Origin of the sequence: Klebsiella spallanzanii, from assembly GCF_902158555.1 — a bacterium.
Taxonomy (GTDB): domain Bacteria; phylum Pseudomonadota; class Gammaproteobacteria; order Enterobacterales; family Enterobacteriaceae; genus Klebsiella; species Klebsiella spallanzanii.
Window position 1 is genome coordinate 354,850 of record NZ_CABGGS010000012.1, and the last position, 15,066, is coordinate 369,915.

General features: G+C 55.5%; 13 protein-coding genes. 6 read left to right on the forward strand and 7 right to left on the reverse strand.

What is annotated here, in order from left to right; all coding sequences use genetic code 11:
* Positions 1-30 precede the first annotated feature (30 nt).
* The 4 genes from lldD to FN082_RS12900 all read right to left on the reverse strand — a co-directional run bounded on the left by lldD (position 31) and on the right by FN082_RS12900 (position 4,330).
* Positions 31-1,215, reverse strand: a complete 1,185-nt coding sequence (gene lldD, locus FN082_RS12885) for a quinone-dependent L-lactate dehydrogenase (protein WP_142463793.1) — start codon at positions 1,213-1,215, stop codon at positions 31-33.
* Complete coding sequence (gene lldR / locus FN082_RS12890; protein ID WP_139538348.1) at positions 1,215-1,988, reverse strand: transcriptional regulator LldR; 774 nt, start codon at positions 1,986-1,988, stop codon at positions 1,215-1,217. The genes lldD and lldR overlap by 1 nt, the downstream gene beginning before the upstream one ends.
* Positions 1,985-3,640 carry an L-lactate permease gene (gene lldP, locus FN082_RS12895; RefSeq protein WP_112215942.1) on the reverse strand — a complete coding sequence of 552 codons (1,656 nt, stop codon included), beginning with the start codon at positions 3,638-3,640 and terminating at the stop codon, positions 1,985-1,987. The genes lldR and lldP overlap by 4 nt, the downstream gene beginning before the upstream one ends.
* A 327-nt stretch (positions 3,641-3,967) precedes the next feature.
* Positions 3,968-4,330 (reverse strand): YibL family ribosome-associated protein, encoded by a 363-nt coding sequence (locus tag FN082_RS12900; RefSeq protein WP_139538346.1) that lies wholly within the window; start codon positions 4,328-4,330, stop codon positions 3,968-3,970.
* Between the two features lie 275 nt (positions 4,331-4,605).
* On the opposite strand from FN082_RS12900, the gene FN082_RS12905 reads away from it, so the two are divergent.
* Positions 4,606-4,830, forward strand: a complete 225-nt coding sequence (locus FN082_RS12905; protein ID WP_139538345.1) for a hypothetical protein — start codon at positions 4,606-4,608, stop codon at positions 4,828-4,830.
* Here the strand turns inward: FN082_RS12905 and mtlR are convergent.
* From mtlR to FN082_RS12920, 3 genes are all read right to left on the reverse strand, one after another.
* Positions 4,819-5,418 (reverse strand): mannitol operon repressor MtlR, encoded by a 600-nt coding sequence (gene mtlR / locus FN082_RS12910; protein WP_139538344.1) that lies wholly within the window; start codon positions 5,416-5,418, stop codon positions 4,819-4,821. The genes FN082_RS12905 and mtlR overlap by 12 nt on opposite strands.
* On the reverse strand, positions 5,415-6,563 hold the full coding sequence (gene mtlD / locus FN082_RS12915) for a mannitol-1-phosphate 5-dehydrogenase (RefSeq protein WP_142981700.1): 1,149 nt from the start codon (positions 6,561-6,563) through the stop codon (positions 5,415-5,417). The genes mtlR and mtlD overlap by 4 nt, the downstream gene beginning before the upstream one ends.
* A gap of 140 nt (positions 6,564-6,703) precedes the next feature.
* Positions 6,704-8,614, reverse strand: a complete 1,911-nt coding sequence (locus tag FN082_RS12920) for a PTS mannitol transporter subunit IICBA (RefSeq protein WP_139538342.1) — start codon at positions 8,612-8,614, stop codon at positions 6,704-6,706.
* Positions 8,615-9,154: 540 nt separating this feature from the next.
* On the opposite strand from FN082_RS12920, the gene FN082_RS12925 reads away from it, so the two are divergent.
* The 5 genes from FN082_RS12925 to FN082_RS12945 all read left to right on the forward strand — a co-directional run bounded on the left by FN082_RS12925 (position 9,155) and on the right by FN082_RS12945 (position 15,056).
* Entirely contained in the window at positions 9,155-9,526 is a 372-nt protein-coding gene (locus tag FN082_RS12925) for a DUF3302 domain-containing protein (protein WP_139538341.1), read from the forward strand.
* A gap of 3 nt (positions 9,527-9,529) precedes the next feature.
* On the forward strand, positions 9,530-10,666 hold the full coding sequence (locus FN082_RS12930; protein WP_139538340.1) for an HlyD family secretion protein: 1,137 nt from the start codon (positions 9,530-9,532) through the stop codon (positions 10,664-10,666).
* Between the two features lie 226 nt (positions 10,667-10,892).
* On the forward strand, positions 10,893-12,431 hold the full coding sequence (locus FN082_RS12935) for a PTS transporter subunit EIIC (RefSeq protein ID WP_139538339.1): 1,539 nt from the start codon (positions 10,893-10,895) through the stop codon (positions 12,429-12,431).
* Positions 12,432-12,444: 13 nt separating this feature from the next.
* The gene (locus tag FN082_RS12940) at positions 12,445-14,172 is read left to right on the forward strand and encodes a sulfatase (RefSeq protein ID WP_139538338.1); all 1,728 of its coding nucleotides are present in this window, start codon (positions 12,445-12,447) and stop codon (positions 14,170-14,172) included.
* Between the two features lie 11 nt (positions 14,173-14,183).
* Entirely contained in the window at positions 14,184-15,056 is an 873-nt protein-coding gene (locus FN082_RS12945; RefSeq protein WP_139538337.1) for an aldose epimerase family protein, read from the forward strand.
* The last annotated feature ends 10 nt before the right edge of the window (positions 15,057-15,066 follow it).

A 15,066-nucleotide genomic window follows, 5' to 3' on the forward strand; every position in this document is an offset into this window, starting at 1 on the left:
AGGGCCAGGATGAAGGGGAACAGCCGCAGATTACGCCGCATTCCCTGCCTTGATCACATCAAAAGTCCGCAGCGCATCGGCGTTTTGCACCAGAGAGTCGCGGCTGATCTCACTGATGGTTTTCGCGCCGGTCAGGGTCATCGCCACCTTCATCTCTTTCTCAATCAGGTTCAGCAGATTGGCGACCCCCTGCTTGCCGTGAGTGGCCAGCGCATACAGATAAGCGCGGCCCAGCAGCACGCTATCCGCACCTAGCGCAATCATGCGCACGACATCGAGGCCGTTGCGAATACCGCTGTCGGCGAGAATGGTGATGTCGCCTTTCACCGCGTCAGCGATCGCGGGCAGGGCGCGGGCGGAGGAGAGCACACCATCAAGCTGGCGACCGCCGTGGTTGGAGACCACAATCCCGTCAGCGCCAAAACGTACCGCGTCGCGTGCATCTTCCGGGTCGAGGATCCCCTTGATCACCATCGGGCCATCCCAGAACTCACGGATCCACTCAAGGTCTTTCCAGGAAATCGACGGATCGAAGTTATTCGCCAGCCAGCCAATGTAATCTTCAAGGCCAGTTGGTTTGCCGAGGTAGGCGGAGATATTGCCCAAATCGTGCGGGCGACCGTTTAAACCAACGTCCCATGCCCACTGCGGATGGGTCATCGCCTGCCAGTAGCGGCGCATCGCCGCGTTCGGGCCGCTCATTCCGGAGTGCGCATCGCGATAGCGCGCGCCGGGGGTCGGCATATCGACGGTAAAGACCAGCGTTGAACAGCCCGCAGCCTTAGCGCGCTCCAGCGCGTTGCGCATAAAGCCACGATCGCGCAGGACGTAGAGCTGGAACCACATCGGGCGCTTGATGGTCGGGGCGACTTCCTCAATCGGGCAAACGGAAACGGTGGAGAGCGTAAAGGGAATACCTTTCTCATCCGCTGCACCTGCTGCCTGCACTTCACCGCGGCGTGCATACATTCCGCACAGGCCGACAGGGGCCAGCGCCGTTGGCATTGAAAGCTTTTCGTTAAATAGTGTGGTTTCCAGACTCAGATCCGACATGTTCTTCAGTATCCGCTGGCGCAGGGCCACATCGGACAGGTCTTCCACGTTGCGGCGCAGGGTGTGCTCGGCGTAAGCGCCGCCGTCGATATAATGGAACAGGAACGGTGGCAGGATACGCTGTGCGGCGGCGCGGTAGTCGCTGGCGGCGGAAATAATCATCACAAGTTCTCCCTGGAATTGTCGTTATGGTCACCGGGCAGGCGGGTAATTCGCGCCTGGCGGGCCTGGTCTTCATCAAAACGTTTGATCGTGGCGTGGACAAAGCCCAAGTGGGCCATCATCGCCTGTCTGGCACCTTCGGGATCGCCGGCGATAATCGCCTCCATCACCGCCTGGTGCTGCTCGGTCAGGCGAGCGAAGACCGGCGGGACGAGATACATCCGCTGGCGGCTCTCCTTGACCGAGGATTGTAAGAGGTCGAAAAAGCCGCGCATGGTTTGCAGCAACACCACGTTGTGCGAGGCTTCGGCAATCGCCAGATGGAAACGGACGTCGGCCTGCGAGGCCAGGTCAGGGTCTTCGCTCTGGGTGGCTTCAAAGCAGAGGCGGATTTTCTCTTTTTCGCTATCGGTTGCGCGCATCGCCGCATGCCAGGCGGTGCTGGCTTCGATGGCGTGCCGGGCTTCGAGGATATCGAAACTGTAATCGGGGTCGTCGGAAAGCAGCGTTTTCAACGGCTGAACAATATTTTGCTCTGACCACGCCTCGTGCTGCCAGCGCACGAATGTGCCGCCGCCGCGACGGCTAAGCAGCACCCCTTCGTTGACGAGCATCGCCAGCGCTTCGCGCAGCGAGTTGCGTGATACGCCAAGCTGGGTTGCCAGCTGGCGCTCGGCGGGCAATCGCATGCCCGCCTCCAGGTTTTGTTCTTCAATCAGCGCCCGCACGCGACGGGCGACGTCGTCGGCAAGGCGTTTTGGCATCACTATCACGGAATCATCCAGGTTAAGACATACGCCTGCAGCGTGGTGATGACGCCGACCATGCAGGTGAAAATCAGGCTATGTTTCACGGTAAAGCGGAACAGGTCGGACTCCTTACCCACCAGACCCACTGCCGCACAGGCGATGGCGATGGACTGCGGCGAAATCATTTTTCCGGTCACGCCGCCGGTGGTGTTTGCGGCAACCAGCAGAATATCGGAGACACCAATCTGTTGCGCCGCCGTCGCCTGTAGCGCGGCAAACAGCGCGTTAGACGATGTATCCGAACCGGTCAGGAATACCCCCAACCAGCCGAGGAACGGCGAGAAGAAAGTAAACGCGTGGCCGGTGTGCGCCAGCGCGAGGGCCAGAGTTGAGGATAGCCCGGAATAGTTGGAAATAAAGGCGAACGCCAGCACCATGCCGATGGAGTAAATCGGCAGCGCCAGTTCCTTCAGCGTGCTGCCGAAGGTCGAGATCGCGTCTTTCGGCTTCATACGCAGCCAGACGATGGAAAGCAGCGCGGCGAACAGAATGGCGGTACCGGTGGCGGAGAGCCAGTCGAACTTATAGACCGCGGCATACGGCGTGGCTTCGCTGACCACTGGCGGCATACGGGCTACCATCTTGTCGAGGAACGGCACGGAAATATTAATGACAAAGTCGTACATTGCGCCGCCCGGAGCGAACAGCGCTTTGAACGGCGGCACGCTCCACAGGGTCACGGTGGCGGTCAGGAACAGGAACGGTGACCAGGCGCGGACAACCTGTCCCGGCGTGTAGTGAGTGCGCGCCAGAGTCATATCGACCTGCGATGCGCCCATATCGCCGAAGCGGAAGATGCGCACCGGCTGCCAGCGTTTGAGGAACAACGTCAGGCAGACCAGCGATACCAGAGAAGAGATGATATCCGGCAGTTCCGGGCCGAGGAAGTTAGAGCTGAGGTACTGAGCGATAGCAAAGGAGCCACCTGCGACCATAACCGCAGGCCAGGTCTCTTTAATCCCGCGCCAGCCGTCCATAATCGCCATGATCCAGAACAGCACGATGATGGTCAGGAACGGCAGCTGGCGACCAACCATCTGGCCAATTTCAAAGCTGTCGAGTCCCGTAACCTGCCCGGCGACCAGAATCGGAATGCCCATCGCGCCAAACGCTACCGGTGCGGTGTTGACGATCAGGCACAGGCCAGCGGCATACAGCGGGTTAAAGCCAAGCCCTACCAGCAATGCAGCGGTAATGGCGACCGGCGCGCCAAAACCAGCGGCTCCCTCAAGAAACGCGCCGAAGGAGAAGCCGACGATGAGCATTTGCAGACGTTGGTCCGGGGTAATCGACAAAATCGATGAACGGATAATGTCGAACTGTCCGGTTTTCACCGAGATTTTATAGACGAATACTGCGGCAATAATAATCCACGCGATGGGCCACAGGCCGTAGAAGAAGCCGTAGATGACGGAGGCCAGCGCGTGGTCAACCGGCATCTTGTAGAACAGCAGGGCGACGGAGAGCGCAATGACCACGGTCCAGGTCGCGGCGACGTACCCTTTCAGCTTGAGCTTAATCAGGGCAAAAAAGAAAAACAGAATCGGTAGCGATGCGATAAGACTCGATAGCCAGATGTTACCGGCCGGATCGTAATTTTGTTGCCAGAGGTTCATGCAGGTCTCCATCGGGCCGCCATGATGTCGTGCTGAGTCTTATGCTCTTTGCAGGTCACATCATTTGTAAAATTGGCCCAGCCAAATTGCGATTGTAGGATTAACGACAACGAATGGTTAATCAAATGTTACTCATGGGCAATATGTCTGTGACATAAAATGATGGATATGTGAACCGTTGGGCGATTTAAGAAATAATTGGTAGGGCCAATTGAGAGGGGGGGGATAAATAGCGTTGGGATCAGAATAGCTCCCGTCCGCAGACGGCTATGGATCCGTATCCCGGCTAAGCGTAGCGCGAGCCGGGAGATTCATGGGATGAAAAGATCAGAACGCGGTTTTTGAGAAGCCGGTCATCTCTTTGAGGCCCATTTCGCGTCCCAGCGCGGTCATCGGGTGGACAACGACCAAACCGCGTACGCTTTTTTTAAGCTTGCCCATATCGGCCTGCTCTTTTTTGGTGATGGCGCGACGGTGCGGCATGCTCATCAGCTTTTGCGCTTCTTTGCTCAGCTTTTGGCCCTGAACGTCGCGCAGGCGCACGAGCTCTGCTTCAATAGTGGCTTTCTCTTTTTCCAGCTCGGCGTACTTATCTGCGGCCTCAACGAGAGACAGGTCGGTCTGCTGGTGGCGGATGGCGTCAAGACGGTCGCTCAGACGCTTAATTTCACTTTTTTCGACTTCTTTCATGGTGGTTTAATCTATTAAGAAATGGGCGTGATCAGACTATAGTATGTGCTGTCGCTTCTGTTGTGGGTAGTTATTTATCTAAACGTCACCGCTTTTCCTGTTAAAGCATTCGTAATGAGTTATTCTAACTAACTGAATATTATTGATGTTTAAGTTAATAGTTTGCTGTTTTTCATTTCTGTGAAGCCCGTCAGTCATTAAGCACGTTTTCCTCATCTAAATCCCTTCTTTTGGCTAATTCTTAACAAGATGATCCCCGAGCAGAGGAGAGCGTGATGGCGAAAATCGGCGACGGTGTACCGCGTATTATTGATAAGGCCGTAGATTTTATGGCTTCAAGCCAGGCTTTTATGGAATATCTAAAAAAGTCCCCGCGTTTGCAGCATATACCGCGGGATATTCCGGCTGACAAAGAAGAGCTATTTCTGCGTCGTCTTGAGTATTATCGTCAGCTTTATCGGCCGACGTGCGACCAGCAAGAGACCGAATCAGAGCGTTGATTTTTGAAAGGCTTTTTTTAAGCTGATTTTAGAAATCAGCTCGGTCAGAGATAGCATCATTGTTGAACGTACGACCTGCTGGTAGCGCAGTTTTTGCATTGCCAGCAGCTCCGCATCGCTGTCATCGAATAGCGGCATTGGCGGCAGGGCGGCGACGCAGTGCAGTTCGCCAAACGGTCCGAGAATCTCATCGTCGGTAAAGCTGTACTCATTACCGTCGTGGTTCAACTCTTCGCGCAGGGCCATCAGCAGCTCGGCGTCTTCATATTCGGCGCGACTGATCACCCCGAGGCCGTAAATCAGCTTCAGGCGTACAGAAAGGTCACCCAGCGGCCCCTCGCCGTCTAGCAAGGGCTCCACTGCGTATTTCACCGCATAGTCGTCTTTACGGAACACCTGAAGCACCAGGATATTGACCGCTTCCGTCAGCAGTTCAACGGTAGCGATCAGGAAGCTTCTTACGGTTTTGCCAGCATTCAGACGCTCAAGCACACGGTTTTCAAATGCCTGTGTTTCTTCCATTATTGCCTGCAAATCTGACAGGAGTAGTAATGGGCGCGGTTCGGACCGCGCCAGATCTTGCCTCATTTGGTGGCGTTATAGTCGTTAACAGCTTCCGCCACCACATCGCTTGCCGCGTCCAGACCTGAAATCTGCGCCAGCGCGGCCTGAGGGCCTTTGTCTGCAATCAGCGTCGCCAGCTCTTGCGCCTGCGGATCTTCTTCGCTGCGGAAGTGCATCGCCGCAGCGATCCCTTTCACCAGGTTCAGATGTGGCAGGCCGTATTCCAGCGTGCCGAGCAGCGGCTTAATTAAACGATCGCCCGCACTCAGTTTGCGCAGCGGCTGACGGCCAACGCGCTCAACGTCATCTTTCAAATACGGGTTCTCGAAACGACCAATAATCTTCTGGATATAGGCTGAGTGTTTCTGTGCATCAAAGGCATAACGCTTGATCAGCACCGCGCCGCTCTCTTCCATGGCCCCTTTAACTACCGCGCGGATTTTCTCATCGAGAATCGCGTCGCGAATCGTCTGGTGACCCGCCAGTTTTCCGAGGTAGGCGGTTATAGCATGTCCGGTGTTTAAGGTGAATAGCTTACGCTCGACAAATGCCATCAGGTTATCGGTTAATTCCATTCCTGGGATATTCGGCAGCTCGCCTTTAAACTGGGTCTTGTCGACAATCCACTCGCTAAAGGTTTCCACGGTCACTTCCAGCGGGTCGTGAGTGGCGGAAGCGGATGGCGGAACGATGCGGTCAACGGCGGAATCAACGAAGCCGACGTTGGCTTCAACCCAGGCTTTATCTTCTTCAACCAGAGCGTTAAAAACGTGGCCTTTCAGCTGAGTCGTGCCGCGGACCATGTTTTCGCAGGCGATAATATTCAGCGGGGCTGTAATGCCCTGCGCTTTGCGTTTCGCCAGGCCTTTAGCAATGGCCGGAGCAATGCGTTCCAGCACAACCGGGCCGACGGCGGTAGTGATCAGGTCAACGCTGGCAATCAGCTCAACGACTTCATCACCGATGCTGCTGACGGCATCGACGCCGGAAACGGTATCGACCTGCTCATTTTCGCCGACCACGTGAACCTGATAGCTATGACGGGCATTCAGGGCATCAAGCACAACCTGATTTACATCCGCAAACGTCAGCTTTATCCCCGCGTCTGCCAGCAGTTTGCCGATAAAGCCACGTCCGATATTACCTGCGCCAAAATGTAATGCTTTCATAGTATTAACCTTCAATTAATGTTTTTACCTGAGAGGGCTGGGGTGAGGCTTTTCCCTCACCCTAACCCTCTCCCCATGCATGAGGAGAGAGTGGGCGTTTCCCGGAGGCGGCGCTTGACGCGCCTTGTCCGGGCTACAGGTTACGCTTTCAGCAGCGTCAGAACTTCTTCGACGCTGGTGGTTTTGGTCAGACGCTCAATCACTGACTCATCGTCCAGCGCGTTGGTCAGGCTGGTAATCACCTGAATGTGCTCGTTATTGCGAGCAGCGATACCGATGACCAGACGAGCGACCTCATCCTCTTCTTCACCAAAGCGCACGCCTTCCGGATACTGACAGAACACGATGCCGGTTTTCAGCACGCGATCTTTAGCTTCGATGGTGCCGTGCGGTACCGCGATGGACTCACCCAGGTAGGTCGAAGTCAGTTTTTCACGATCCAGCATGGCCTGGACATATTCCGGCTCAACGTAGCCGCCTTTCACCAGTTGCTCACCGGCAAACAGAATCGCTTCTTCTTTGGTGGCCGCTTTACGACCGAGGAAGATATTCTCTGCACTGAGTTTGAACAGGTTAGTGTCAGCCGCATCGAAGCTGTCTTTCAGGCTGTCGCGAACTTTCTCTTCGTTATCAGTATGGCGCTGCGCCGCAACCAGACGTTCGGTCAGGCTGGAGTACAGACCGCTGTCGAGGAAGTTGGTCAGAGAAATATGCTGCGCCTGCGGTACCTGACGCATCGCACGCTCGGTCAGGTCGCGGTGGGTGATGACCAGGTCAACATCCGGCGGCAGGTTGTTAATCGCACAGTTAGTGACGGAGATATTGCTCAGACCGGCATCCTGTACTTTCTTACGCAGCACGCCTGCACCCATGGCGCTGGAACCCATACCGGCGTCGCAAGCCACGATGATTTTACGCACGTGGCTCAGGTCATTAGCGACATCGCCAGCGGCCAGCGGAGTGGCTGCGCCTTTGGACTGTGCTTTCATATCCTGCATACGGCGGGTCGCTGCATCGATATCGTCTTCTTCTTTCACCTTGCTGGTTTTCAGCAGAACGGCTGAAACTACGAAGGAAACGGCCATCGCAGCCACAATCGCGGCGATGTTAGCGAAGTAGGCACCTTTTGGCGTCATCGCCAGCACGGCCAGGATAGAACCCGGAGAGGCCGGAGAAACCAGACCGCCGTTAAGGATAGTCAGGGTGAATACGCCGGTCATACCGCCGAGGATAACCGCCAGAATCAGGCGTGGGTTCATCAGCACGTACGGGAAGTAGATTTCGTGAATACCGCCGAGGAAGTGGATGATTGCCGCGCCGCCCGCAGACTGTTTAGCGCTACCGCGACCAAAGAACATGTATGCCAGCAGAACGCCCATACCCGGACCCGGGTTAGCTTCAATCAGGAAGAAGATCGATTTGCCAAGGTCATGTGACTGCTGGATACCCAGCGGCGAGAAGATACCGTGGTTGATGGCGTTGTTGAGGAACAGGATTTTCGCTGGTTCAACAAAGATGGACGCCAGCGGCAGCATGTCGTGCGCCACCATGAAGTTAACGCCCGCCGCCAGAATTTTGGACAGGACTTCAACCGCCGGACCAATGCCGAGAAACGCCAGGATGGCGAGGATCATACCGATGATGCCTGCGGAGAAGTTATTCACCAGCATCTCAAAACCGGATTTGATCTTACCGTCTACCCAGACGTCGAATTTCTTGATTGCCCAGCCGCCCAGAGGACCGGCGATCATGGAGCCGAGGAACATCGGCATATCCGCACCGACGATAACGCCCATGGTGGTAATCGCGCCGACCACGCCGCCGCGCTCGCCGCCAACCAGTTTACCGCCGGTATAGCCGATCAGCAGAGGCAGCAGATAGGTGATCATCGGACCAACCAGCTTCGCCAGCGTTTCGTTCGGTAACCATCCTGTCGGAATGAATAATGCGGTGATAATACCCCACGCGATAAACGCGCCGATATTTGGCATCACCATGTTGCTGAGGAAACGACCAAAGCTTTGCACTTTGATCTTGATATCGGATGACATAAAACACCCCTTCTTCTGTTTTTGCTATCGGCAGGCTGAAAGCCCGAGGCTCGTTGTTAATGTGGCGGCAGAGGTAGCCGGACCCTGTTTGATAGTGCGAAATCTGGCACTGAATCGTTAAGCTGTCCAGTCGATGGACTTTTGTGTGATTTAGATCACATGAATATAGGTGACTGGTAGGTGTATGTAGTGATCACTGTCACAAAATGTATGTGTAAAAAAACAACAGCTGGGCATTTTCGAGGCAATTAGGGGTTTTTGTGTGATGCAAATCACATATTGTCTTTGGGTGTTTGTTATTTATTTGTGATGTTAATCACAAAATATTTTGATCTGGACTTCTCCTGGTGTGATCTCCGGCAGGTTATGCCGCATTCAGCGCGAGAGCATGTAACTGAGTAACTCGAGCCGCTAAAGAACATTTTAGTCGTCAATGGCGAAAATGAAATCGGTGAATTATGCTCAATCTGTCGGCCGTTTTTTTATCTGCCACAACACATATCCTATATCCTAAATAATTAGCGTAAATCCGAGGAAATTATGTTTCTCAATTATTTTGCGCTCGGCGTTCTGATCTTCGTTTTTCTGGTGATTTTTTATGGAATTATCATTCTCCATGACATCCCTTATTTGATTGCGAAGAAACGTAATCACCCGCACGCGGATGCGATTCACGTTGCGGGCTGGGTGAGTCTGTTTACTTTGCACGTCATTTGGCCGTTCTTATGGATCTGGGCCACGCTTTATCAACCGGAGCGCGGTTGGGGGATGCAGCACCGGCGGGATGGAGTGCCGCCAGAAGCGACAGAAGATGAGGATGAAATTAGCGAACTTCGCCAGCGGGTCAGCGCGCTCGAACAGCAAATAACCGGTCTTCAGCCGTCAGCCCAACCCCCTTCGGTGGAGAAATAGCTTATGGATCTGTTGATTATTTTAACCTACGTGGCGATTGCCTGGTCGATATTTAAAATATTCAAGATCCCGGTAAATAAATGGACGGTTCCCACCGCAGCGCTGGGCGGCGTGTTTATTGTTAGCGCGCTTATTCTATTAATGAACTACAACCATCCCTATACGTTTACCGCGCAAAAAGCCGTTATTTCTATTCCTATTACCCCGCAGGTGACCGGGGTGGTTAGCAGCGTTACGGATAAAGCAAATCAAAGAGTTAAAAAAGGTGAAGTACTATTTACCATCGACCCGGCACGTTATCAGGCGCGGGTGAATAGATTGCAGGCCGACCTTGTTACCGCGCTCCATAGCATCAACACGCTGAAAGCCCAGCTTTCTGAGGCCCAGGCAAATACCACCCGAGTTTCAGCGGAGCGCGACCGGCTTTATAAAGACTATCAGCGTTATCTGAAGGGCAGCCAGGCGCGGGTAAACCCGTTTTCGGAAAGCGATATCGATAATGCCCGGCAAAACTATCTGGCTCAGGATGCGATGGTGAAAGCGTCGGTTGCGGAGCAGGCGCAAATCCAGAGTCAGCTCGACAGTATGGTTAACGGCGAGCAGTCGCAGGTGGTGAGCCTGCGCGCGCAGCTGGCGGAGGCGAAATATAACCTCGACCAGACCACCGTGCGTGCGCCCAGCGACGGCTATATCACCCAGGTTTTAATTCGCCCCGGCACCTATGCGGCCTCGCTGCCGCTGCGCCCGGTGATGGTGTTTATCCCGCAGCAAAAACGGCTGATTGTGGCGCAGTTCCGGCAAAATTCGTTGCTCAGGCTTGAGGCAGGCGACGATGCCGAAGCGGTTTTCAACGCGCTGCCGGGACAGGTCTTCCACGGCAAGCTGGTGAGTATTCTGCCGGTGGTGCCGGGAGGAACGTATCAGGCGCAGGGAACGCTGCAAGCGTTGACGGTCACGCCGGGCACCGACGGCGTTCTGGCAACCATTGAGCTGGATCCCAATGCCGCCGTGGACGCGCTGCCTGACGGCATTTACGCTCAGGTGGCGGTTTATTCCGACCACTTCACCCACGTTTCGGTGATGCGCAAAGTACTACTGCGTATGACCAGCTGGATGCACTATCTCTATCTTGATCATTAAATCCACGCCTTTTTGACATCGCATGCCAGGTCGTCCTTATGTCGTATGGATGGCCTGGCTTTGTGCTGCCTATGATTCCCTCAGGTCGCAGACGAAATTTTTGGTGATGCCTGTCACTATTTCAGCGTCCTGCGTTGACAAATTGCGCAAATGATCGGAACAATAGTTTCATTAAATCACTATAAACATGAAACTAAAACTTCATTTGCCAATATCAGGGATTCGTATGAGCAGATTATTTGCTGGAGCACAGAATCTGGGTAAGTCGTTTATGCTGCCAATAGCCATTCTCCCCGCAGCGGGGTTGTTACTGGGCTTTGGCGGTGTTTTCACGAACCCAGTGACCTTATCAACTTATCCGTTTCTTAATGGTGAGATCGTTCAGGCGATTTTTACCGTCATGCGGCTATGCGGCAGCGTGGTATTTGACAACCTGGCGCTGCTTTTTTCCGTCGGCATAGCCGTCGGGCTGGCGCGCAGCGACAAAGGCACAGCCGGTCTGGCGGCGGTGCTCAGTTTTCTGGTGATGAACAAGGCGATTAACGCGCTGCTGCTGCTAAACGGTACGCTGGCCAGCGAGAACCTGGCCGCCGCCGGACAGGCAAGCGTACTGGGGATTACCACGCTGCAAACCGGCGTGCTGGGCGGGGTGATGTGCGGCCTGCTGACCTCATGGGTACATGGCCGCTACGGTAAAACGCAGCTACCCGATATGCTGGCGTTTTTCAGCGGCTCGCGCTTTGTGCCCATCATGACTTCTTTCTTCGCCATCTTTCTTGGCGTTGCGCTGTTCTGGGTGTGGCCGCACGTGCAGGCCGGGATTTCGCATCTGGGGATCCTCGTTGAGAAGACCGGGTACGTCGGCACGTTAATTTACGGCATGATCCTCAAGTGCCTCATTCCTCTCGGTTTGCACCATATTTTCTATATGCCGTTCTGGCTAACCAGCGTTGGCGGTGAAGCGATGGTCAACGGGCACATGGTTGAAGGAACGCAGAAAATCTTCTTTGCCCAACTGGCTGACCCCTCCGTCACCCAGTACTACATCGGCGTATCGCGCTTTATGGCGGGACGCTTCGCCGACTTTATGTTTGGCCTGCCGGGCGCGGCGCTGGCAATCTATCACTGCGCGAAGCCGGAGAACAAAAAGAAAGTCGCCAGCCTGATGCTTTCCGCCGCGCTGACCGCGTTCGTCACCGGGATCACCGAGCCGCTGGAGTTTGCCTTTATGTTCTGCGCGCCGCTGCTCTACGCGGTGCATATCGTCCTGACCGGCTTTGCGTTTATGTTCTCGCATATGCTGGAAATTACCGTTGGTCAGACGTTCTCCGGCGGACTGGTGGATTTCCTGCTCTTTGGCGTGCTGCAGGGGAATGCTAAAACTAACTGGATCTATATCTTCCCGCTGGGCGCGGTGATGTTCTGCACCTATTACTTCTCGTTCCGTTTCCTCATTCAATGGCGTCAGTTGAAAACGCCGGGGCGGGAAGATGAAAGCGAAGAGACATCGACGGTCAGTGTTGAAAGCGACAATCGCGCCGCCGGTATCGTTGAGGCGCTGGGCGGCCGGAGCAATATCGTTGATGTGGACTGTTGCGCGACCCGTTTGCGGGTGACGGTCAATAACGCAGAGCAGGTCAAGCTGGATGATTTCAAACGGTTCGGCAGTAAAGGCGCATTTATTCGCGGCCAGGGCGTACAGGTGGTTTATGGCCCGCATGTGACGCTGATTAAAAACGAAGTCGAAGAATTTATCGGTTCATAAAGAGAGCAGTCTTATGAAAGCAGTTATGTTGATGTTTGACACCCTGACCCGCAATCACCTTGCACCCTACGGCGGGGATGCGATAACGCCGAACTTCACGCGCCTGGCGCAGGAATCCGCGCAGTTTGACAACTTCTACGTCGGCAGCATGCCCTGTATGCCTGCGCGTCGCGAGCTGCATACCGGGCGCTACAACTTCCTGCACCGTAGCTGGGGGCCGCTGGAGCCGTTCGACTTCTCCGCGATGCAGGCGCTACGCCAGCACGGCGTCCACACGCACATGGTGACTGACCATAAACACTATTGGCGCGACGGCGGCGCCACCTACCATACCCGCTACTCAACGTTTGAGTTTATTCGCGGTCAGGAGGGGGACTGCTGGAAAGGTCAGGTGGAGAAGCCGCTGATCCAGTGGCAGGGCAATGAAGACGAAGAAACCCGCCGCCGCCGCGCCGGGCGCATGACCCAGGACTTAATCAACCGTACGGCGATGCCGACGCAGGAAGAGCACTTTACCCATCGCACCATCAGCGCCGGGATGGAATTCCTTGAGACCAATCGGGACCAGGAAAACTGGTTCCTGCAAATTGAGTGTTTCGACCCGCACGAGCCGTTCTTCGTTCCGGAAAAATACCTTGCGCAGTACGGCTGCAAACCGGGTGACTTTGACGGCTGGGTGCCTTACTACTGCGGCGCGCCGGGCGGCGAAGATGATGACAAAGTGCGTAAGTTCTACCAGGCGCTGATCACCATGTGCGACGACTATCTCGGCCAGGTGATGGATAAGCTCAAGGCGCTGGACCTGTGGGACGATACGCTGTTTATCGTCTGCACCGATCACGGCTTCCTGCTGGGCGAACACCAGTGGTGGGGCAAAAATATCATGCCGGTGTATAACGAAATCGCCAATACGCCGTTCTTTATTCGCGACCCGCGCAGCCAGGTTCAGGGCGTGCGGCGTAAAGCGCTGGCCCAGACTATTGATATCCCGGCGACGTTGCTGGAGTTCTTTAACGTCCCGCGCCCGGCCACCATGACCGGGCAGCCTCTGCGCCCGGCGGTTGAGCGCGATGAAGCCATTCGCGACTACGCGTTGTTCGGCTATTTTGGCGGGCATATCAATATCACCGACGGCGATTACGTCTATATGCGCTGCCCGCGCGAGCAGAACAAAGCGCATTTGTACGAATACACGCTGATGCCAACGCGCATCGACAGCCCGTTTAAAATCGACGAGCTGAAAGATATTCGTATTCACCCCGGCTTTGATTTCACCCAGGGTGTGCAGGTAATGCAGATCCCCGCCACCTTCGGCTACCTCAACCCGTGGCGCTTTGGCGACAAGCTGTTTGATATCAAAAACGATCCGCGGCAATTGCACCCCGTCACCGATAGCGCGCTATCTCAGCATTACGCCAGCGCGATAATCCCAGTGATGCGCCAGCACGATGCGCCGCCGGAGCTGTATACGCGTTTCGACCTGGGATCCCTGTCGCCAGAACGCGATCAGCAGTTCGTTGCGCGCCAGCAGGAATCAACGGCGGGCTATACCTGCGCGCATCCGGGCGTGGCGGAAGCGCTGGCGTTCCTCGTGCGCAACAGCAATTCACAGACGCTGGAGTTGGCTGAGGATAAAGTGATTGATGAGGCGGATATCTTCACGCTGATTGACCGCCTGTTTACCGGCGATAAACATCGGGCGATGGTCTATCAGACGCGGCTGCTGCTGCGTACGGTTTAGGAGAAGTGAGCATGGAGTGGTGTCTGGAAAATGCGCGTTTTCGCATGGTGGTGCAGGCAACCGGCGCGGAGCTGAGCGAGCTGTGGGATAACCATCACCAGCGCAGCTGGATATGGCAACCGCAGGCTGGCGTGTGGAATAACTCGGCGACGCTGCTGTTTCCTGTAGTGGGGCAGCTCATCCACAATGGGTTATGGCAGGGCGAGCGTTTTTTTCCGCTCACCGCGCACGGTTTTCTGCGGCATCAGACCTTTTCCTGCGTATCGCAGGACGCCACTCATCTGATCCTTGAGGCCTCCGACACCGCTGAAACGCGCGAGGTCTGGCCGTTTGCGTGGCGAATACGCTTGACGTGGCGGCTAAATGACGATGGCATCAGCGTAGACTGGGCGGTTATCAATCCTGATTGCCAGCCCTGGGGCTATTCGCTGGGCTGGCATCCAGGCTTCGCGCTGCCGGTATCCCGTGAGGTGGGCTGGCAGGTGCGTTTCGATCGCGCCTGCGCGGGGCCCTTTGCGACCGATAAGCGGACGCTGACGATCCCCGACGACGCGCCGGACGTCTCAGCGTTTATCTTGTCGCCAGATAGCTTTGCTGGAGGCGCAGTCTATTTTGCGCTGGGAGAGGGTAATCGCTGGGCGGTCTGCTCCCCGGATGGCCGGGAACAGATAGTTTTTTCCGGTAGCCAGAAGTGGCTGGCGCTATGGGGCGTTCCTGGCGCAGACCTGCTGTGCGTGGAACCGCTCAACGGCACCACCGACGACCCGAATTTTGACGGGCAGATTGCCAACAAGCGCGGCATTGAGTGGCTGGCGGCGGGGGAAACGCACCACCATCAGCTCTCACTAAGCTTCCCGGCAGACAGCGAACGGCAAGCGGGCTAAACTACCTGAC

Excerpts from the sequence above, each read along its gene's own strand:
- lldD (WP_142463793.1), bottom strand. The coding sequence starts at position 1,215 with ATGATTATTTCCGCCGCCAGCGACTACCGCGCCGCCGCACAGCGTATC.
- lldP (WP_112215942.1), bottom strand. The coding sequence starts at position 3,640 with ATGAACCTCTGGCAACAAAATTACGATCCGGCCGGTAACATCTGGCTA.
- FN082_RS12900 (WP_139538346.1), bottom strand. The coding sequence starts at position 4,330 with ATGAAAGAAGTCGAAAAAAGTGAAATTAAGCGTCTGAGCGACCGTCTT.
- FN082_RS12905 (WP_139538345.1), top strand. The coding sequence starts at position 4,606 with ATGGCGAAAATCGGCGACGGTGTACCGCGTATTATTGATAAGGCCGTA.
- mtlR (WP_139538344.1), bottom strand. The coding sequence starts at position 5,418 with ATGAGGCAAGATCTGGCGCGGTCCGAACCGCGCCCATTACTACTCCTG.
- mtlD (WP_142981700.1), bottom strand. The coding sequence starts at position 6,563 with ATGAAAGCATTACATTTTGGCGCAGGTAATATCGGACGTGGCTTTATC.
- FN082_RS12920 (WP_139538342.1), bottom strand. The coding sequence starts at position 8,614 with ATGTCATCCGATATCAAGATCAAAGTGCAAAGCTTTGGTCGTTTCCTC.
- FN082_RS12925 (WP_139538341.1), top strand. The coding sequence starts at position 9,155 with ATGTTTCTCAATTATTTTGCGCTCGGCGTTCTGATCTTCGTTTTTCTG.
- FN082_RS12930 (WP_139538340.1), top strand. The coding sequence starts at position 9,530 with ATGGATCTGTTGATTATTTTAACCTACGTGGCGATTGCCTGGTCGATA.
- FN082_RS12935 (WP_139538339.1), top strand. The coding sequence starts at position 10,893 with ATGAGCAGATTATTTGCTGGAGCACAGAATCTGGGTAAGTCGTTTATG.
- FN082_RS12940 (WP_139538338.1), top strand. The coding sequence starts at position 12,445 with ATGAAAGCAGTTATGTTGATGTTTGACACCCTGACCCGCAATCACCTT.
- FN082_RS12945 (WP_139538337.1), top strand. The coding sequence starts at position 14,184 with ATGGAGTGGTGTCTGGAAAATGCGCGTTTTCGCATGGTGGTGCAGGCA.